The 18,859-nt window shown below is 68.8% G+C and carries 16 protein-coding genes and 1 other RNA gene; 7 read left to right on the top strand and 10 right to left on the bottom strand.

The features are described from left to right. Window position 1: 1 nt before the first annotated feature. The 9 genes from murG to mraZ are packed head-to-tail and all read right to left on the bottom strand — an operon-like array spanning window position 2 to window position 9,877. A complete protein-coding gene (gene murG, locus ACPEH8_RS18095) occupies window positions 2-1,093 on the bottom strand; it encodes an undecaprenyldiphospho-muramoylpentapeptide beta-N-acetylglucosaminyltransferase (RefSeq protein ID WP_017355442.1) in 1,092 nt (363 codons plus the stop codon). Beyond that, on the bottom strand, window positions 1,090-2,400 hold the full coding sequence (gene ftsW / locus ACPEH8_RS18090) for a putative lipid II flippase FtsW (RefSeq protein ID WP_423667727.1): 1,311 nt from the start codon (window positions 2,398-2,400) through the stop codon (window positions 1,090-1,092). The genes murG and ftsW overlap by 4 nt, the downstream gene beginning before the upstream one ends. Then, window positions 2,400-3,485 (bottom strand): phospho-N-acetylmuramoyl-pentapeptide-transferase, encoded by a 1,086-nt coding sequence (gene mraY, locus ACPEH8_RS18085; RefSeq protein ID WP_017355440.1) that lies wholly within the window; start codon window positions 3,483-3,485, stop codon window positions 2,400-2,402. The genes ftsW and mraY overlap by 1 nt, the downstream gene beginning before the upstream one ends. Next, complete coding sequence (locus ACPEH8_RS18080) at window positions 3,475-4,869, bottom strand: UDP-N-acetylmuramoyl-tripeptide--D-alanyl-D-alanine ligase (protein WP_136003673.1); 1,395 nt, start codon at window positions 4,867-4,869, stop codon at window positions 3,475-3,477. The genes mraY and ACPEH8_RS18080 overlap by 11 nt, the downstream gene beginning before the upstream one ends. Next, on the bottom strand, window positions 4,866-6,350 hold the full coding sequence (locus ACPEH8_RS18075) for a UDP-N-acetylmuramoyl-L-alanyl-D-glutamate--2,6-diaminopimelate ligase (protein ID WP_136003672.1): 1,485 nt from the start codon (window positions 6,348-6,350) through the stop codon (window positions 4,866-4,868). The genes ACPEH8_RS18080 and ACPEH8_RS18075 overlap by 4 nt, the downstream gene beginning before the upstream one ends. Continuing rightward, window positions 6,347-8,191, bottom strand: coding sequence for a peptidoglycan D,D-transpeptidase FtsI family protein (locus ACPEH8_RS18070; RefSeq protein ID WP_136003670.1), 1,845 nt, complete (start codon window positions 8,189-8,191; stop codon window positions 6,347-6,349). Before ACPEH8_RS18070 ends, ACPEH8_RS18075 begins: the two co-directional genes overlap by 4 nt. Next, on the bottom strand, window positions 8,188-8,451 hold the full coding sequence (gene ftsL, locus ACPEH8_RS18065; RefSeq protein WP_017357228.1) for a cell division protein FtsL: 264 nt from the start codon (window positions 8,449-8,451) through the stop codon (window positions 8,188-8,190). Before ftsL ends, ACPEH8_RS18070 begins: the two co-directional genes overlap by 4 nt. Further along, window positions 8,448-9,416 carry a 16S rRNA (cytosine(1402)-N(4))-methyltransferase RsmH gene (gene rsmH / locus ACPEH8_RS18060; protein ID WP_423667788.1) on the bottom strand — a complete coding sequence of 323 codons (969 nt, stop codon included), beginning with the start codon at window positions 9,414-9,416 and terminating at the stop codon, window positions 8,448-8,450. The genes ftsL and rsmH overlap by 4 nt, the downstream gene beginning before the upstream one ends. Before the next feature lie 14 nt (window positions 9,417-9,430). Then, window positions 9,431-9,877, bottom strand: coding sequence for a division/cell wall cluster transcriptional repressor MraZ (mraZ, locus tag ACPEH8_RS18055; RefSeq protein WP_017357226.1), 447 nt, complete (start codon window positions 9,875-9,877; stop codon window positions 9,431-9,433). A gap of 324 nt (window positions 9,878-10,201) precedes the next feature. Here mraZ and ACPEH8_RS18050 point away from each other — a divergent pair, with 324 nt between their 5' ends. Together ACPEH8_RS18050 and rnpB are read left to right on the top strand one after the other, a co-directional pair. Then, window positions 10,202-10,966, top strand: a complete 765-nt coding sequence (locus tag ACPEH8_RS18050) for an NRDE family protein (protein ID WP_017357225.1) — start codon at window positions 10,202-10,204, stop codon at window positions 10,964-10,966. A 51-nt stretch (window positions 10,967-11,017) separates the two neighbouring features. Beyond that, an RNA gene (rnpB, locus tag ACPEH8_RS18045) (RNase P RNA component class A) lies at window positions 11,018-11,368 on the top strand. 192 nt (window positions 11,369-11,560) lie between these two features. Here the strand turns inward: rnpB and rsmI are convergent. Then, on the bottom strand, window positions 11,561-12,382 hold the full coding sequence (rsmI, locus tag ACPEH8_RS18040) for a 16S rRNA (cytidine(1402)-2'-O)-methyltransferase (RefSeq protein ID WP_017357224.1): 822 nt from the start codon (window positions 12,380-12,382) through the stop codon (window positions 11,561-11,563). 80 nt (window positions 12,383-12,462) lie between these two features. On the opposite strand from rsmI, the gene ACPEH8_RS18035 reads away from it, so the two are divergent. From ACPEH8_RS18035 to ACPEH8_RS18015, 5 genes are all read left to right on the top strand, one after another. Further along, window positions 12,463-14,184 carry a penicillin-binding protein activator gene (locus ACPEH8_RS18035; RefSeq protein WP_166472612.1) on the top strand — a complete coding sequence of 574 codons (1,722 nt, stop codon included), beginning with the start codon at window positions 12,463-12,465 and terminating at the stop codon, window positions 14,182-14,184. 7 nt (window positions 14,185-14,191) lie between these two features. Continuing rightward, a complete protein-coding gene (locus ACPEH8_RS18030; RefSeq protein WP_136003666.1) occupies window positions 14,192-14,560 on the top strand; it encodes a YraN family protein in 369 nt (122 codons plus the stop codon). Continuing rightward, on the top strand, window positions 14,560-15,102 hold the full coding sequence (locus ACPEH8_RS18025) for a metal-dependent hydrolase (protein WP_136003664.1): 543 nt from the start codon (window positions 14,560-14,562) through the stop codon (window positions 15,100-15,102). The genes ACPEH8_RS18030 and ACPEH8_RS18025 overlap by 1 nt, the downstream gene beginning before the upstream one ends. Continuing rightward, window positions 15,099-16,484: an FAD-binding oxidoreductase gene (locus tag ACPEH8_RS18020; protein WP_136003662.1), complete on the top strand. Its 1,386-nt coding sequence runs from the start codon at window positions 15,099-15,101 to the stop codon at window positions 16,482-16,484. The genes ACPEH8_RS18025 and ACPEH8_RS18020 overlap by 4 nt, the downstream gene beginning before the upstream one ends. A 499-nt stretch (window positions 16,485-16,983) precedes the next feature. Next, the coding region (locus ACPEH8_RS18015) for an autotransporter outer membrane beta-barrel domain-containing protein (RefSeq protein ID WP_423667724.1) at window positions 16,984-18,859 on the top strand (1,876 nt) is incomplete at its 3' end.

The following is an 18,859-nucleotide window of genomic DNA, read 5'->3' as shown; positions in this document are numbered from 1 at the left end:
TTCATTTGGATTCCTCGAGGATGATGTCGGCGATGCGCTCAGCGGCATCGACCTTGGCCAGGGCACGCGCGGCATTTGCCATCTGCATGCGTCGGGCGGAATTTTCGGACAATTCGTGCAGCACGCCCTGCAGGTGCGTTGCCAGCGTTTCATCCTGCTTCAGCAATACGGCCGCGCCGCGCTCGACCAGGTACTCCGCATTGCGGGTCTGGTGATCGTCGACGGCGGCCGCAAACGGCACCAGCACGCTGCCGACGCCCACCGCGCACAGCTCGGCCAGGGTGGACGCGCCGGAACGGCACACCACCAGGTCGGCCCAGGCGTACGCTTCGGCCATGTCGGCGATGAACGCGTCCACCTGCGCGGTTACGCCAGCCTCGCGGTAGGCAGTGACGGCTTCGGCATGCAGCTTCTCGCCGCTCTGGTGGCGCACGTCGATGGCAACGCGCGCGCCCAGTGCCGCCAGCGCCTTGGGCACGGCGTTGTTCAACGCGCGCGCACCCTGGCTGCCGCCAAGCACCAGCAGGCGCAGCGGCCCCTGGCGGTTGGCCAGGCGCGATTCGGGAATGGCGATCGCGGCGATCTCGGCGCGCACCGGATTGCCCACCGCTTCCTCGCGCGCGGCGAAGCTGCCCGGGAAACCGGTCAGGATGCGCCGCGCGACGCGCGACAGCACGCGATTGGTCAGGCCCGGCGCGCGGTTCTGTTCGTGCACCAGCAGCGGCAGGCCGTGCAGGCGCGCGGCCAGTCCACCCGGACCGGAGGCGAAGCCACCGAAGGCGATCACCGCACGCGGCTGGCGGTCACGGATCAGGAAGCCGGCGGCACGCACCGCGCGCAGCAGGCGCCACGGCGCACCGATCAGGGCCAGCGTGCCCTTGCCGCGCAGGCCGCTGATGGCCAACGTGTCGATGTGGATGCCGTGCTGCGGCACCAGGCGGGTTTCCATCGCGCCATCGGCGCCGAGCCAGGTGACCGGCACACCGCGTTCGCGCAGCACGCGCGCCACGGCCAGGCCGGGGAAAATGTGGCCGCCGGTACCACCGGCCATGATCATCACCGGGCGTTCGGAAGGGGCAACGGGCAGGCTCATCCCATCCTCCCCAGGGTCGGTTCGATGCGTTGCTGCATGCGGCTGGTGCCGCGCGGCGAGCTGTCGCGCGGGGCATCCTGCAGGGCGGCGGCGACGGCCGTGGCGCTGGTCGGCGCGTCGGCCGCAGCGGCACCGTCGTCGCCCTCGGGCGCGCCCATGCGCACGGCCTGGCGCCGCTCGGCGCGGTCCAGCTCATAGGACACGCGCAACAGCAGGCCCATCGCCACGCAGGTCATCAGCACACTGGAACCACCGGACGAGATCAGCGGCAGGGTCAGGCCCTTGGTCGGCAGGATGCCGAGGTTGACCCCGATCGACACGAAGCTCTGCATGCTGATCCACAGGCCGATGCCGAAGGCGATGTAGCCGGAGAAGTGACGCTTCATCTCCACGCAGCGCATGCCCAGCCAGAAGGTGCGGCCCACCAGCAGCGCGTACAGCGCGATGATCAGGCACGTGCCGAGGAAGCCCAGCTCCTCGGCGGTCACCGAGAAGATGAAGTCGGTATGCGCTTCGGGCAGGTAGTACAGCTTCTGCACCGAGTTGCCCAGGCCCACGCCGGTCCACTCGCCGCGGCCCACGGCCATCAGCGCGTTGGACAGCTGGTAGCCGTCGCCCTGCTGGTCGGCCCACGGGGCCAGGAAGGAGGTGATGCGGCGCATGCGGTACGGCTCGATGATCGCCAGTGCGCTCATGCCGACCATGCCGATGACCACCGGCATGGACATGCGCGGCATGTTCACCCCGCCCAGCACCAGCATGCCGGCGGTGATCGCCAGCAACAGGGTGGAAGAACCGAAGTCCGGCTGAAGCAGCAGCAGTACCACCAGCGCGCCGGCCACGCCGAGCGGCTTGAGCATCGCCGGCCAGGTCGCGTTGACCTCGTCGCGGAAGCGCACCAGGTAGCTGGACAGCCACACGATGTAGAGCACTTTGACCGCTTCGACCGTCTGGAACTTGGAGATGCCCAGGTTGATCCAGCGCCGGGCACCGTTGACGCTGCTGCCCAGGCCGGGGATGAACACCACCACCAGCAGGGCGAAGCAGCCCAGCAGCAGGATCTGGTTGTACTGCTCGATGCTCTTGAGCTCGGTACGCATGGCCACGATGGCCAGCCCGATGCCGACCGCCAGGAAGATCAGGTGGCGGTTGAGGTAGTAGAACGGGCTGCTCATCAACGCGATCGAGCTGGACGCGACCATCACCACGCCCAGCCCGGTGAGCGCGATGATCGCGCCCAGCAGCCACTTGTCGAAGTGGCCTCCGATGGCTTCAAGGCGGGTTGCCTGGCGCGACAGATCGTTCATCAGCGGACCTTCAACGTGGCCAGGCCGATCAGGACCAGCACCACCGAAATGATCCAGAAGCGCACGATCACGCGCGGTTCCGGCCAGCCCTTCAGTTCGAAGTGGTGGTGGATCGGAGCCATGCGGAACACGCGCTTGCCGGTCAGCTTGAACGAGGCGACCTGGATCATCACCGACAGCGTCTCGACAACGAAGACACCGCCCATGATCACCAGCACCAGTTCCTGGCGGGTGATCACCGCGATCGTGCCCAGCACCGCGCCCAGCGCCAACGCGCCGATGTCGCCCATGAACACCATCGCCGGGTAGGTGTTGAACCACAAAAAGCCCAGGCCCGCGCCGGCGATGGCCGCGCAGATGATCACCAGTTCACCGGCGCCGGGAATCTGCGGGATCTGCAGGTAGCTGGAGAACACCACGTTGCCCGAGGCGTAGGCGAAGACACCCAGCGCGCAGGCGACCAGCACGGTCGGCATGATCGCCAGCCCGTCCAGGCCGTCGGTCAGGTTGACCGCGTTGGAGAAGCCGACGATCCAGAAGTAGGCGATGGCCACAAAGCTGATGCCGGCCAGCGGCAGCGCCACCGACTTGAACATCGGGATATAGAAGGTCATCGCGGCCGGTACATCGGCCGTATAGAACAGGAACAGGCCGGCGGCCAGGCCGAAGATCGACTGCAGCAGGTACTTCCAGCGCGACTTCAGACCGTTCGGGTCACGGCGCACGATCTTGATCCAGTCGTCGTACCAGCCGATCGCGCCGAAGCACAGCATCACCGCCAGCACCACCCAGACATAGCGGTTGCGCAGATCGGCCCACAGCAGCACTGACAGGGTGATGGTCAGCAGGATCAGCGAACCGCCCATCGTGGGCGTGCCGGCCTTGGAGAAGTGGGTCTGCGGACCGTCGGTACGGATCGGCTGGCCACCCTTGAACTGGGCCAGCCTGCGGATCATCGCCGGCCCCAGCCACAGCGACAGGAACAACGCGGTCAGCGCCGCGAGGATGCCGCGCAGAGTCAGATAGCCGAACAGCCCGAACAGGCTCTCCAACTGCTGCAACCATCGGGCCAGTTCAAGCAACATTGGGGGTTTCCTCTCCTCGCGCCAGCAGCGCTTTGACAATTTTGTCCATCGCACTGCCGCGCGAGCCCTTGACCAGGCAGCGCACGCCAGCATGCAGTTCGGTGGCCAGTGCAGCGGCCAGGGTGTCGTGGTCGCTGAAATGGCGGCCACCGTCGCCGAAAGCGGCCGACGCGGCGGCGCTCAGCGTGCCCAGCGTGTACAGCCGCTTGAGCCCGGCGTCGCGCGCGCGACGGCCGGCCTGCGCGTGCAGCGCTTCGCCGTCCGGGCCGAGCTCGCGCATGTCGCCGAGCACCAGCCAGCCTTCGTCGCCGGCGGCGGCCAGCGCATCGATGGCGGCGGCCAGCGAACCGGGGTTGGCGTTGTAGCTGTCATCGATCAGCACCGCGCCACCCGGCAGCACGTGCGCGACCTGACGGCCCGGCACCGGCTCGGCGCGCGCCAGACCGGCGGCGACCTGGGCCAGGGTGATGCCGGCCGCCAGCGCCAGCGATGCGGCGGCCAGCGCGTTGCCGATGTTGTGGCGGCCCGGCAACGCCAGCACGATTTCGGCCTGGCCCTGCGGAGTGGACAGCACGAACCGGCTGCCCGAGACGCTGAGGCGCACCGACAGCGCGGTGATGTCGGCACTGTGGTCCAGGCCGTAGCGCAGCACGCGGCTGCGCGGCGGCTGGCCGACCACGTGCTGTTCGAACCAGGCACCGAAGGCGTCGTCGGCATTGATCACCGCCACGCCATCGGCCGGCAGCGCGGCGTAGATGGCGCCCTTGGTGGTCGCCACGCCCTGCAGGCTGCCCATGCGTTCCAGATGCGCCGGCGCGATGTTGTTCACCAGCGCATAGCGCGGGCGCACGATGTCGGTCAGGTAGGCGATGTCACCCGGCTTGCCCGCGCCCATCTCGTAGATCGCGTAGTCCGCGTCTTCGGGGGCGTCGATCAGCGCCAGCGGCAGGCCGATTTCATTGTTGAGGTTGCCGGGGTTGGCATACACCACGCGCCCTTCTTCGCGCGCAACCTGCTGCAGGATCGCCAGCAGCAGGGTCTTGACGCTGGTCTTGCCGTTGCTGCCGGTGATGGCGAACACCTCGGCCTGGCGGTCACGCTGCATGCCGGCGGCGATCCGACCCAGCGCGTGCTGGCTGTCGGCGACCACGATCTGCGGCAGCGCCACATCGAGCAGGCGCTCGACCAGCATGGCCGACGCGCCGCGCGCGACGGCGTCGGCGGCGAAGTCGTGGCCGTCGAAGCGCTCGCCACGCAGCGCCACGTACAGGCTGCCGGGGGCCAGGGTGCGGGTATCGTTGCTGATGGCGTCGATCGCGGTGTCTTCACCGTGGATCTCGCCACCGGCCCAGTGGGCGATCAGTGACAGCGGCGTGCGCTTCATCGTGCCGCCTCCCCATGCGATGCCGCCAGGACGCGTGCGGCCACCTCGGTGTCATTGAACGGATGCTGCACGCCGGCGATCTCCTGGTAGGGTTCATGACCCTTGCCGGCGATCAGCACGATGTCGCCGGCGCCCGCCAGGCCGATCGCCCGGGTGATCGCGGCGGCGCGGTCGCGCTGCACGATGGCGGCGTCAGGCGCGCGCAGCCCGGCCAGGATGTCGGCAACGATGGCATCGCCGTCTTCGCCGCGCGGGTTGTCGTCGGTGACGATCACCACATCGGCGTGCTGTTCGGCAATGGCGGCCATCTGCGGGCGCTTGCCGGTATCGCGTTCGCCACCGCAGCCGAACACGCACACCAGCCGCCCGGCCAGGTGGCCCTGCAGACTGGCCAGCGCCTGTTCGAGCGCGTCGGGGGTATGGGCGTAGTCGATCACCACGGTGGGCTGGCCGTTCGCACCGCCAAGACGGTTCATGCGGCCGGCGATCGGCTGCAGCTGCGAGAGCAGCGCGGCGATCGTGGCCGGGGCATGGTCCAGCGCCAGCAGCGCGCCGGCCACGGCCAGCAGGTTGTCCACGTTGAAGCGGCCGAGCAGCGGTGACTGCACCGGGTGGCGTTCACCGCCAACGACCAGGTCGAAGGCGATGCCGCGACCGTCGAGCGTCAGCGAATCGGCACGCACCGCGGCCTGCTGCGCGCCGCGCGAGCTGACCCCGACCGGCTGCACGCCGGCGTCGAGGGTGCGCAGCAGTTCACTGCCGAATGGGTCGTCGAGGTTGACCACCGCGGCCTTCAGGCCCGCGCGGTGGAACAGCTTGGCCTTGGCCGCACCGTACTGCGCCATGTCGCCGTGGTAGTCGAGATGATCGCGGGTGAGGTTGGTGAACACCGCCACGTCGTAGTGGACCGCGTCCACCCGCCCCTGGTCGAGCGCGTGCGAGCTGACTTCCATCGCCACTGCCTGCGCGCCGCCATCGCGCAGCTGCGCCAGCACGGCGTGCATCTGCAGCACCAGCGGGGTGGTGAAGCCGGTCGGCACCACATCACCATAAAGTCCGACCCCCAGCGTGCCGATACTTCCACTGCGGGTGCCAAGCAGGTGCCAGGCCTGGGCCAGCAGCTGCACGGTGGAGGTTTTGCCGTTGGTGCCGGTCACTCCCACCATCGTCATCGCGCGCGAGGGGTGACCGTGGAACTGGTCGGCCATCGCGCCCATGCGCATGCGCAGGCCCGGCACCGCGATCGCGTCGGCCGGGGCCGGCAGCTCGGCCGGGGCCGGCGGATCGAACAGGATCGCGCCCGCGCCGGCAGCACGTGCCTGCTCGACGAAGCCCAGCCCGTGCGCGCCGAAGCCGGCGATGGCCACGAAGGCATTGCCCGGGCGCACCGCGCGGCTGTCCAGCACCAGCCCGGTGATGGTCGGGTCGTGGGGCAGCGCCACGTCGGGAATCAACTGCGAAAGCAACATCGTCTGGCTCATTGCGTGCCTCCCTGCGCGGGGGGCGTCGTGGCGTGCGCGCTGGGCAGCGCGGCATCGAATTCAGCGGCGGCATCGGCCGGCAGGACCACCTCGGCCGGCGGCGCCGGCAGGATCGAGGCGGAGTGCCCCATCTTTCCGGACTGCTGCGCGGCCAGCCAGGACTCGATATCGTCCGGCGGCACGTCCATCAGGCGCAGCGCGCCTTCCATGACGTTGTGGAACACCGGTGCCGACACCAGGCCGCCGTAGTATTTGCCCGCCTGCGGGTCATTGATCACGATCACCGTGGCGAAGCGCGGGTTGCTGGCCGGCACGACCCCGGCGAACAGCGCGTTGTAATGCCCGCGCTCGTATCCGCCCGGACCGGTCTTGCGCGCGGTACCGGTCTTGCCGGCCACGTGGTAGCCCAGCACCGCCGCCTGCTTGGCGCCGCCCTGGGTGACCACGGTTTCCATCATCGCCACCACTTCCTTGGCGATGTTCTCGTCGATGATCTGCTTGCCTTCGTTGCGCTGTCCCTTCACGAAGGTGGGCGCGATCAGCTTGCCGCCGTTGCCGAGCGCCGAGTACGCAGTGGCGATCTGCAGCGGCGTGACATTCAGGCCATAGCCGTAGGACATGGTGGTCTTGGTGGCACCGTCCCACCGGGCGGGGCGCTTCAGCACACCGGCCGATTCGCCGGGGAAGCCGCTGTGCGGAGCCACGCCGTAACCGAAGCTGTGGACGTGATCGTAGAACACCTGGTCCGGCATCCTGGCGGCGATCTTGGCGGCGCCGATGTTCGAGCTGCGGGTGATCACGCCGGTGACGTTGAGCACGCCGTTGTTGCGCGGCACGTCCTTGATGGTGAACCGGCCCACGGCCATGTAGCCGGGATTGGTGTCCACGATGGTGTCCTTGGTGACCACGCCGGACTGCAGCGCCGAGGCGATGGTCAACGGCTTCATGGTCGAACCGGGCTCGACCAGATCGGTGACCGCGCGGTTGCGGCGCGTGTCCGGCGCGGCACCGCCGACCGAATTGGGGTTGTAGGTCGGCAGGTTGACCATCGCCAGCACTTCGCCGGTGGCCACATCCATGATCACCATCGAACCACCGGCCGCCTTGTTGGCGATCAGTGCATTGCGCAGCTCCTTGAAGGCCAGGAACTGGATGCGGCGGTCGATGCTGAGGGTGAGGTCCTTGCCGGGTTCGGCCGGGCGCAGCAGGTCGCTTTCGACGGTATCGCCCTTGCGGTTGCGGATCACCCGCTTGGCGCCGGGCTTGCCGCGCAGCCACTCGTCGAAGGCCAGTTCCAGCCCTTCCTGGCCGCGGTCGTCGATGTTGGTGAAGCCCAGCACGTGCGCCATCGCCTCCCCCTGCGGGTAGAAGCGGCGGAACTCGCGCTGCGAGGCGACGCCGGGGATCTTCAGCGCCACCACTTTCTCGGCGTCGTCGGGGTTGATCCGGCGGCGCAGGTACATGAATTCCTTGTCGGCCTTCTGCGCCAGGCGGGCGTTGAGCTCGTCCAGCGGCATGCCGAGCGCGGTGGCCAGCTCCGGGATGCGCTCGGGTTCGCGCAGCAGTTCCTGCGGATTGACCCAGATCGAGGCGACCGGGGTGGACACCGCCACCGGCTCGCCGTTGCGGTCGGTGATCATGCCGCGCGAGGTGTTGATCGGCAGCTCGCGCAGGTAGCGGGCTTCGCCCTGGCGCTGGTAGAACTCGCTGTTGATGATCTGCACGTAGGCGGCGCGGCCAACCAGCGACACCGAGCACAGGCCCAGTGCCAGACCCACCCACTTCAGGCGCTGGCGCAGGTTGAAGCTGTTGCGGGCACGGTTGCGGCCGGACTTGCTCATGGGCGCACCACCACGACGTCGGCGGCCTCGGGGAACTTCATGCCCAGGCGTTCGCGGGCAACGCGATCGACCCGGGTCGCTTCGGCCAGCGTGGCCTGCTCCAGCTGCAGGCGGCCGAATTCGATATTGAGCTCATCGCGCGCGCGCTCGACCTTGGACAGCTCCACAAAGGTCTGGCGGTGGCGGTGGCGCATGAACACCACGCCGATCGCCGAGGCGATCGTGCAGGCCAGCAGCACAATGAGCAGCAGGCGGCTCATCCGGCCACCGCACGCTTTTCGGCGACACGCAGCACGGCACTGCGCGAGCGCGGGTTGACCGCCAGCTCGTCGTCGTCGGCCTTGATGGCGCCACCGATCAGGTTTAGCGTCGGCACGAACGCCGTCAGTTCCGGCAGCCGGCGGTTGGTCGGCGGGGCCTTGGCATGACGGTTCATGAACTGCTTGACGATGCGGTCTTCCAGCGAGTGGAAGCTGATCACCGCCAACCGGCCACCGGGCTTGAGCCGCGCCATTGCCGCGTCCAGGCCGGCTTCGAGGTCAGCCAGTTCGCGGTTGATGTGGATGCGGATGGCCTGGAAGCTGCGCGTGGCCGGGTGGATCTTGTCCTTGCCACGCGGCATCACCGAGGCGATCAGCTCGGCCAGTTCGGCAGTGCGGGCGAACGGCTGCCTGTCGCGGCGCGCAATGATCGCGCGGGCGATGCGGCGGCCCTGGCGCTCCTCGCCGTAGGTCCACAGCACATCCATGAGCTCACGCTCTTCAACGCGATTGAGCCACTGCGCCGCGCTCTCGCCGCTGTCCGGGTCCATGCGCATGTCCAGCGGGCCGTCCTTGCCGAAGCTGAAACCGCGCTCGGCCACATCCAGCTGCGGCGACGACACGCCGAGGTCGAACAGCACCCCGTCCAGGCCATCGGCGGTGGCATCCCAATGCAGCAGGTCGGCGAAGCTGCCACGGAAGATCGAGACGCGCGGGTCCGGCGCGAAATCGCGCTCGGCCACCGCAATCGCTTCGGGATCCTTGTCCATGACCAGCAGCCGGCCTCCAGGACCGAGTTGCTCGAGCACGCCGCGGGCATGACCGCCACGACCGAACGTGCCATCGAGATACCGTCCGTTTTCGATCACCGCCAGGCCTTCCAGGACCTGCGTGTACAGCACCGGCAGATGGCCCGCCGGCGACTGCGACACCGGAAGGTGACCGGCCTGCGCGCCCCCGCGCACCCGGGCACCCCGGCTCACAACTTCAGGTCGAGCAACCCATCGCCGAGATCCTCGTCAGACAATGTCTGCTGGATCAACGCGCGATGTGCCTGCTCGCTCCACAATTCAAATTTGTCGCCCATGCCGAGCAGAACCGCCTTCTTTTCAATGCCAACGGCACCACGGTGGCTGGCGGGAATACTGATGCGACCGTTGCCGTCCAGCTCCAGATGCGCGGCCGAACCGACCAGCTTCTGTTGCAGCAGACGCACGACACGCTGTGTGTTGGGCTTGGACATGACGTCGTCCCGCACCCGCTCCCACTCCGATTCGGCATAGAGCCAAAGGCAGCCGGACTCGAACGGGTTGTAGGTGAGCACGAGACGGTTGTTGCTGGCGCGCGCGACGAGGTCGCGATAAGCGGTGGGAACCGCCATGCGCCCTTTGTCATCAACTGTGATGGCCGTCTCGCCCTGGAACACGACGCCTGCACCTTTTCCTTTGCCCGGTGAAACATTGAACCACGAAAAACCACAAAAAACCCGGTTTTCCCTCTGTTGCCCACCTTAGCAGTGCCGATTGGGTTGTCAACAACTTTGCGAAGCCGAAATCACTTGGAACATCAAGGGCTTGCAGCAATGTTTAGAGACTTGTTCAAGGCTTATCCACAAGTTGCTGTTTCGTCTCAATTTTTGAGATTGATCGGAAGTTCAGGCCTGTGCAGAGGGCGTGAAACCCTTGCCCGCATTCAGTCGCGCGGGGGTCGGCTTCGACCTGTTCGTGCGCAAACCCGGCACAATCGGCGCATGTGTCTGCTCGCTCTGGCCTGGAAGGCCCACCCCCGTTGGCAGCTGGTCATGGCCGGCAACCGCGACGAGTTCCACGCCCGGCCCACCGCCGCGCTGGCGGCCTGGCCCGCACCCGACACCGGCGTGATGGCCGGGCGCGACCTCCGCTCCGGCGGCACCTGGGCCGGCATCGGCCAGAACGGCCGGATGGCGGTGGTGACCAACGTGCGCGACCCGCTGGCCCGCCAGACCGGCCCCTCGCGCGGTGCGCTGGTGGCCGACTTCCTGCGTGGCAGCGCCCCGGCCGCCGCCTTCGCCGATGCCTTGGCCCCCGATGCCTCCGCCTTCGCCCCGTTCAACCTGCTGCTGGCCGACCGCGACAGTTGCCAGTTCCTGGGCAACCATCCCCTGCTGCGACGGACGCTGTCGCCGGGCCTGCACGGCATGTCCAATGGCCCGCTCGATGCGCCGTGGCCGAAAACCGTGAACCTGGTCGAGGCCCTCGGCGACTGGATCGCCCGTGGCGAGGTCGCGCTGGACCCGCTCTGGCAGGCGCTGGCCAATGAGGGCCGTGCCGACGACGACGCCCTGCCCGACACCGGCATCGGCCTGGAGCGCGAGCGCTGGCTGTCCTCGGCATTCATCCGCAGCCCCGACTACGGCACCCGTGCCAGTACCGTCATCGCCCTGGACGAACGCGGCCACGGCTTCATCCAGGAGCGCCGCTTCGCCGCCGATGGCCGCTGCATCGGCGAGACCCGGTTGGACACGCCTGCACCGTAGTCCCGCATCCACGTCCCTGCCGCGCAGCGGATGTGGGACAATGCGCGCGGCGGAGTCGGCCAGACAGTCGCGTCATCCCTTGCGGATGCCGAGGAAAGTCCGGGCTCCACAGGGCAAGGTGCCAGGTAACGCCTGGGCGGCGCGAGCCGACGGAAAGTGCAACAGAAAGATACCGCCTACGTTCCCTTCGGGGAGCCGGTAAGGGTGAAATGGTGCGGTAAGAGCGCACCGCGAGTCTGGCAACAGACCGGCACGGCAAACCCCACCTGGAGCAAGACCAAATAGGGACCTAATGACGTGGCCCGCGTCGGGTCCGGGTAGGTTGCTTGAGCGCTGCGGTGACGCAGCGCCTAGAAGAATGACTGTCCACGACAAAACCCGGCTTATCGGCCGGCTCCGCCCTTTCTTCGCCTTCTGCGAAGAAGCCCCCAGGGTGCCACCAGCCCCCACATCCCCCCGCCTGTCGGCGTGCCTCCTGTACTGAAGGGGGCTGTTGCTCGGGACAGCACACCGGTGGAGCCGACCGTTGGCCGGCTGCCCTACGTTCCGACATCGGCGCTGCATCCCAGGCACTGACGACCACCCGACCGCAGCTCAACTCCCGTACAGCGCCTTTCTCGGCGCGCCGGTCAGTTCCGCCGCCAGCTTGGCGGCGGTCGAAGGCGGCAGGTGCTCGCTGAGCTTGGCGTACATGCGGCGGCCTGCAGCAAGCTGGGCCTGCGCGTCGTCGGCGGCGCCCTGCACCATCACCACGAACTCGCCCTTGCGCTGGTTGTCGTCGGCTTCCACCTGCTGCAGCAGCGAGCCCAGGGTGCCGTCGAGCACCGTTTCAAACAGTTTGGTCAGTTCGCGCGCGATCACCGCCGGTCGCTCGGCCCCGAACGCGGCCACCATGTCGGCCAGCGATTCGGTGATGCGGTGCGAGGATTCGTAGAACACCAGCGTGCGGGTTTCGCCCGCCAGTCCATTCAACCGCTCGCGGCGGCCCGCTCCCTTGGCCGGCAGGAAGCCTTCGAAGGTGAAGCGGTCGCTGGGCAGACCGGCCACGCTCAAGGCCGCGATCGCCGCGCACGCGCCCGGCACCGGGCTGACCCGGATGCCCGCTTCGCGCGCCGCGCGGACCAGGCGGTAGCCTGGATCGCTCACCAGCGGCGTGCCGGCATCGCTGACCAGCGCCAACGACTCCCCGGCCTGCAGCCGCGCCACGATCCGCTGCGACAACGCTTCTTCATTGTGGTCGTGCAGCGCCACCAGCGGCTGCTGGATGCCGAAGTGGGCCAGCAGCTGGCCGCTGCGGCGGGTGTCCTCGGCGCAGATCGCGGCCACCGAGCGCAGCACCTCCTGCGCGCGCGGCGTCAGGTCGGCGAGGTTTCCGATCGGGGTGGCAACGACATACAGCGTGGGGACAGCACTCATCGCAACGGCACTCATGGGTCAAGGGTAGAATCGTACCGTTCCCCGGCCACGGCCGCTGCCCCCATCGAATGGACCTGATCATGAACAAGCCCGTCGCACGGATCTCTGCCCTTTCGTTGTCGCTGCTGCTGCTCGCCGGCTGCGCCACGACCAGCCTCACCAGTGCCCCCGAATCCCCGGCGCAGAGCCAGGCGCTGGCACTGATCGAGCAGGGCAAGCCGCGTGATGCCGCCGTGCAGCTCGAAGCATTGGCCAACACCCTGCGTGGCAGTGCCCGCAGTGCCGCGCTGGCCGACGCTGCCTTCGCCTGGCATGAAGCCGGCGATGCCACCCGCGCCCGCAGCCTGCTGAGCCAGGTGCAGCCGCGCCAGCTCACCGGCGCCAGCCTGCAGCGTTACCAGCTCACCAGTGCCGAGCTGGCACTGGCCGACCGACAGCCGGCACAGGCGCTGGCCGCACTGAAGGAATCCTCGGACGCAGTGGCTCCGTCGCTGCGCACGCGCTGGCAGCTGGCCCGCGCCAATGCGCTGCAGGCCACCGGCGACACCCTCGGCGCCGCGCTGGAGCGCGCCCGCGCACATGCCGCGCTGACCGGCAAGGCGCGCAGTGACAACCAGCAGGCCATCGCCAGCCTGCTCGGCACCCTGGACGACGCCACCCTGCGGGCCAGGGCCGCCGCGCTGCCGGCCAACGAGCCGCTGTACAACTTCGCCGGTCGCGCGCTGATTGCCCGTGGCCTGCCGCTGCCGCGTCCGTTCGACCGCGATGGCGCCAGCCAGTTCGACACCAGCAAGCGCCCGCCGGCGATGTCCGATGGCTACCGCCCGCCGGTGAAGATGGCCGTGCTGCTGCCGCTCAGTGGTCGCCTGGCCACCGCCGCACAGCCGGTCCGCGATGGCCTGCTCAGCGGTTACTACGGTGAGTCGCGCCGCCGCCCGGAGATCCAGTTCATCGATACCGCCGGCACCGCCGCCGGTGCCGTGGCCGCTTACGACAAGGCCGTGGGCGCGGGCGCCGACTTCATCGTCGGGCCGCTGGGCCGCGACGAGGTCGATGCGGTGTTCGGCCGTGCGCAGCTGCCGGTGCCGGTGCTGGCACTGAACCGTGGCAAGGGCAGCCCGCCGGCCGGCAGCGCCGGCTTCTCGATGGCCCCCGAAGACGACGGCATCATCGCCGCCGAGTACCTGCGCGGCCGTGAGCGCGGCAAGGTGCTGGTGGTGCACAGCAACGACGAGACCGGCCGCCGCGCGGCCGCCGCGTTCCGCGAGCGCTTCACCCAGCGTGGCGGCCAGGTGGCGGCCACGGTCGGCGTGAACGACACCGTGGGCGATGTCGGCGCGCAGCTGCGCGCCGCAGGCAGCGTGGATGGCGTGTTCCTGGCGGTGAAGGCGCCGCAGGCCCGCACGCTGGCGCCGCAGTTGGCGCTGGCCGGCGCCGGCGGCGCCAGCCGCGTGGGCACCTCGCAGTTGACCCTCGGCAGCGGCAAGCCCGAGGAAGACATGGCGCTGGACGGCATCATCTATCCGAACGAAGCCTGGAATGTGCGCGGCGTGGCCGGCCTGCCGGCCGCTTCCACCGCCGGGCAGATCCTGCCCTCGGCACGCGGCGCGTCCGGCCGCCTGTTCGCGTTCGGCTTCGATGCGTGGAAGATCAGCGCCTACCTGGACAAGATCGCCACCGAGGGCGCACTGGCCGGCGCCACCGGCACACTGTTCCTTGACAGCAACGGCAACGTGCTGCGTGTGCCGGTGTGGTCGACCTTCAGCGGCGGTCGGCCGACGCCGATCGCGTCGGCCAACTAGGTCCGGCATGGCCACCGGACGCGCGCAGCGCGGCGCGGCGGTGGAAGCGGCGGCTCGGGCGCATCTGCGTCGCGCCGGCCTGCAGCCGCTGGCCGCCAACGCACGCTACCGCGGTGGTGAACTGGACCTGGTGATGCGCGACGGCGACACCACGGTGTTCGTGGAGGTGCGTTACCGCGCGTCGGCCGCGTTCGGCGGCGGTGCCGTCTCGGTCGATCTGCGCAAGCGCCGCAAGCTGGTGCTGGCCGCGCAGCTGTTCCTGCTGGCGCATCCGGCGCTGGCCGACCGGCCCTGCCGCTTCGATGTGGTCGAGGCCGCTGGCGACCCACCGCAGCTGCGCTGGCTGCGGGATGCCTTCCGGCTGGAGGATTGCTGATGCCCACCGTTCTTACCCATGCCGCCATTCCGCTGGCGCTGTGGTGCGCGGCCGACCGCGGCCGCATCGCCACGCCGCTGCTGGCCGCCGGCGTGGTGGCGGCGATGCTGCCGGACGCGGACGTGCTGGCGTTCGCGCTGCACATTCCCTACGCCGACAGTTTCGGTCACCGCGGTGCGAGCCACTCGCTTCTGTTCGCCGCGCTGCTGGCCACGTTGGCAGCACTGCTGCACCGGCGTCTGCGCGCCACGGCCGTGCAGGCCGCCGCGTTTGTCGGCATCAGCACGTTGTCGCACCCGCTGCTGGATGCGTTCACCTCCGGCGGCCTGGGCGTGGCGCTGTGGTGGCCGTGGAGCGGCGAGCGGCTGTTCGCGCCGTGGCGGCCGATCCGCGTCTCGCCGTTCGCCGGCCAGTTCTTCAACGCACGTGGCATCACCACCCTGCTCTCCGAGCTGCGCTGGGTGTGGCTGCCACTCTGCACCGCCGTGATCGGCTGGAAGCTGGTCCACCCTGCCCCCGCCTCGTCCCGGAACACCCCATGACCACCGCCCTGCCCGCCGCCTTCGCCGCCACCCTGCATGCCCTGCTGGGCGACGACGGCTGGCGCACCGACGACAGCGCGCTGCAGGCGCACGCGCAGGACAACTCGTGGCGGCATGCGCTGCCGGCCGGCGTGGCCTTCCCGCGCGACCGCGACCAGGTTGTCGCCCTGGTACGTGCATGCCGCGCGCATGGCATCGCGCTGGTCGCGCGCGGCGCCGGCACCGGTACCACCGGCGCGGCGGTACCGGTGAATGGCAGCATCGTGCTCTCGTTCGCGCGCATGAACCGCATCCTCGACATCCAGCCGGGCAACCGCTGCGCGGTGGTGGAGCCGGGTGTGCTCAACGGCGACCTGCAGCACGCGCTGGTACCGCATGGCCTGTTCTGGGCACCGGACCCGTCCAGCGCGGAGATCTGCAGTATTGGCGGCAACCTCGCCTGCAACGCCGGCGGCCCGCGCGCAGTGAAGTACGGCACCAGCCGCGACAACGTGCTCGGCCTGGTGGCGGTGACCGGTGCCGGCGAGGTGATCCGGTGCGGAGGGGCGTACACCAAGGATGCGACCGGCTACGACCTGACCCATCTGCTGGTGGGCAGCGAAGGTACGCTGGCGCTGATCGTGGAAGCCACGCTCAAGCTGACCCCGCTGCCCGTGGCCCAGGCCGGGTTGCGCGTACTGTATCGCGACGCCAATGCGGCGGCCGCCGCGGTGTCGCGCCTGATGGCGCAGCCGGTGGTGCCCACCCGCCTGGAATTCATGGATGCGCGCAGCCTGGAGCTGCTGCGCCGCAATGGTGCCGTGGTGCCCGAGGCCGGCGCGATGCTGCTGGTCGAGGCCGACGGCGATCACGACACCCTGCCCTATCTGCTGCAGGCGCTGGCCACCGCCGCCGAAGGCGACGGCCTGATCGCGCTGGACGTGGCGATGGAAGGCAGCGCCCGCGAGACGCTCTGGGCAGCGCGCAAGGCGCTGTCGCCGGCGCTGCGCAGCATCGCCCCGGGCAAGATCAACGAAGACGTGGTGGTGCCGGTGTCGCGCATTCCCGATCTGGTCGCCGGCGTGCAGGCGCTGGCGCAGGAACACGCGCTGACCATCGTCACCTTCGGCCATGCCGGCAACGGCAACCTGCACGTCAACATCCTGTACCACCCCGACGACGCGGACGAGAGCGCACGCGCGCACGCCGCCCTGCCGAAGATCTTCGCGCTGACCCTCGCCCTGGGCGGCACGCTGTCCGGCGAGCACGGCATCGGCCTGGCCAAGCGCGACTTCATGGCCCAGGCCTTCACGCCCGCCACGCTGGCGGCGATGCGGGCGATCAAGCGGGCGCTGGATCCGGACGGACTCCTCAATCCCGGCAAAGTGCTGCCGCCGGTGTAGCAGGGCACAGCGGTCGTCTGACGTGCCGACGGCCGCCGTGCATCGCCGCAGCGCCACGGCGATCTGCTGCGTGTGTCAGCCGACCTGGCAACACGACCCTGCACGTCCTCGACGGATCTCCCCAAGACGATGACCTGGACGCCGGCGCCTGGGGCCCGGCGCCAGTGGCTGTCGTGACGCCAGCGCGCAGCGGGGCATGACCTGCGCGTGCCGTCGGAACGAGGGTCCACCGGTGGCGATGATCGCCAGCGATAGACGCAGACAATCTGCAAGAAATTGTATGGGTTGACGCAGGTCCGATCGCGACACTGCGCATCCCCTGCTGGACAGTCCGTGTCATTTGCGACCGCCAGGGTACCGCCGCTGCACCGTTCCCCCTGCAGTCTGCCCGGCCACCTCACGAACTCCCCGGCCTATCCCGATCGAGAGACCCACGACAATGAACGCCATCACGACCCGACATCCTGGTCATCCGCCTGTCAGGCTGCTGACCTGTGCTGTGATCCTTGCGCTGACCTCGCTCCCGTTCGGCGATCTGGACGCGCGCGTGCTGGATGGCGAGGAGGCCGACGTGGGCTTCGGCGACGCTGCCGACACATGGACGCTCCGCAATGATGCACGTCTGGTGGTCAGGAACGGCGCCACGTTCAACATCATTGCCGACAGCACCTCACAGGTGGACCTCATTGGCACCACCGTGTCGCGCCGCAGCATGTCCAGCCCGAACAAGACCCTCGAACTGACCGACGCCGCCTCCCTGCGCGCCATCGGGTCGACCTTCATCGATGGCGGCCTTCATCTGCAGAATGACGCTACCGTGCATCTGATCGGCAGCAGCATTCTGATGGATGACCTCAGTGGCAGCTTCGCCGGCGCCAGCGTGGGCGTGGATCTGATCAGCGAGACCACGGCGATCGGCAGGGCGCATGCACTGCTCGATGCCACCCTGGTCCGTGTCGCCGACAATCCGGGTGTTTCGGACCGCTTCTCCGGCATTGGCGTGCGCATGGCCGGCGGTACGGTGGATATCGTCAATGGCTCCTCCATCGAAGCGGCCAACGTTGGCGTCCAGCTCCTGGGCGCCCTTCCGGACACCGATACCCTCAGACTGCGGGTGGATGGATCGACGGTGCGTTCGGCGCGCGGCGCCGCGATACAGGTTGCGGCTTACGGGAATGTCGATGCGTCTTATGACGTACGGGTTGCCAATGCTGCGCAACTGGTGGGCGGCGACAACCATCTGATGCTGGTCCGCGCGTTTGACGCGACGCCGTCCCGTGGCTGGACCTCGGTGGCCTTCACGGTGGACGACTCACGCCTCAGCGGGGATGTCACCTTCGACACGCGTACCGTCACCGGCACGCTCGACGTTCAGCTGCTCAACAATGCGCGTATCGATGGCCGATTCACCGACGTCACGTCGGCAACGGTGGGCAGCGGCAGCACCTGGATGCTGACCGGCGACAGCAACGTCGATCGGTTGCAGCTCGATCCCACCGGTACCGTCGCACTGGGCAACGGCACTGCCTTCAATACCCTGGCCGTCAATACGTTTGCCGGCAACGGCGGCACGCTGCTGTTCAACACCGTGCTGGGCGATGACCACTCCGCCACCGACACGCTGGCAATCACCGGCGATGCCGACGGCCAGGCCGGTGTACGCGTGCTCAACGCCGGCGGGACCGGTGCAAAGACCGATCTGGGCATCGAGCTGATCACCGTCGGCGGTGCGTCCAATGCACAGTTCGATCTGATCGGTCGTGCCGTGGGTGGGCAGTACGAGTACTTCCTGGTCAAACACCAGGACGGCAACTGGTACCTGCGCTCGGAGATCCCGACGACCAACCCGTGCGAGGCCAATCCAGCCCTGCCCGGCTGCACGCCGGTTGATCCGGTTGATCCGGTCGATCCGGTTGACCCGGTGGATCCGGTTGATCCGGTCGATCCGGTTGATCCGGTTGATCCGGTCGATCCGGTGGATCCGGTTGATCCGGTTGATCCGGTCGATCCGGTTGACCCGGTCGATCCGGTTGATCCGGTTGATCCGGTTGATCCGGTTGATCCGGTCAATCCGGTTGATCCGGTTGATCCGGTGGATCCGGTTGATCCGGTCGATCCGGTCGATCCGGTCGATCCGGTGGATGCGGTTGACCCGGTCGATCCGATCGATCCGGCCCCGGCCCCGGCGCCGGTCCTGCGTCCGGAGACCGGCGCCTACCTGGCCAACCAGTTCGCGCTCACCCAGCTGCTGCGCCATACCTGGCACGACCGCAACGGCGGCCACGCCGCCGGCGTTGATGGCGTGCACACCTGGGCCAGGGTCGACTCCACCCACAGCCGCCTGGGCGCGGTCAATGACCAGCTCGAGCTCAAGG

This window comes from Stenotrophomonas sp. NPDC077461, from assembly GCF_049545475.1.
GTDB lineage: Bacteria > Pseudomonadota > Gammaproteobacteria > Xanthomonadales > Xanthomonadaceae > Stenotrophomonas > Stenotrophomonas nematodicola.
Note: the sequence above shows the minus strand (reverse complement) of the source record. Positions and strands in the feature narration are given on the sequence as shown.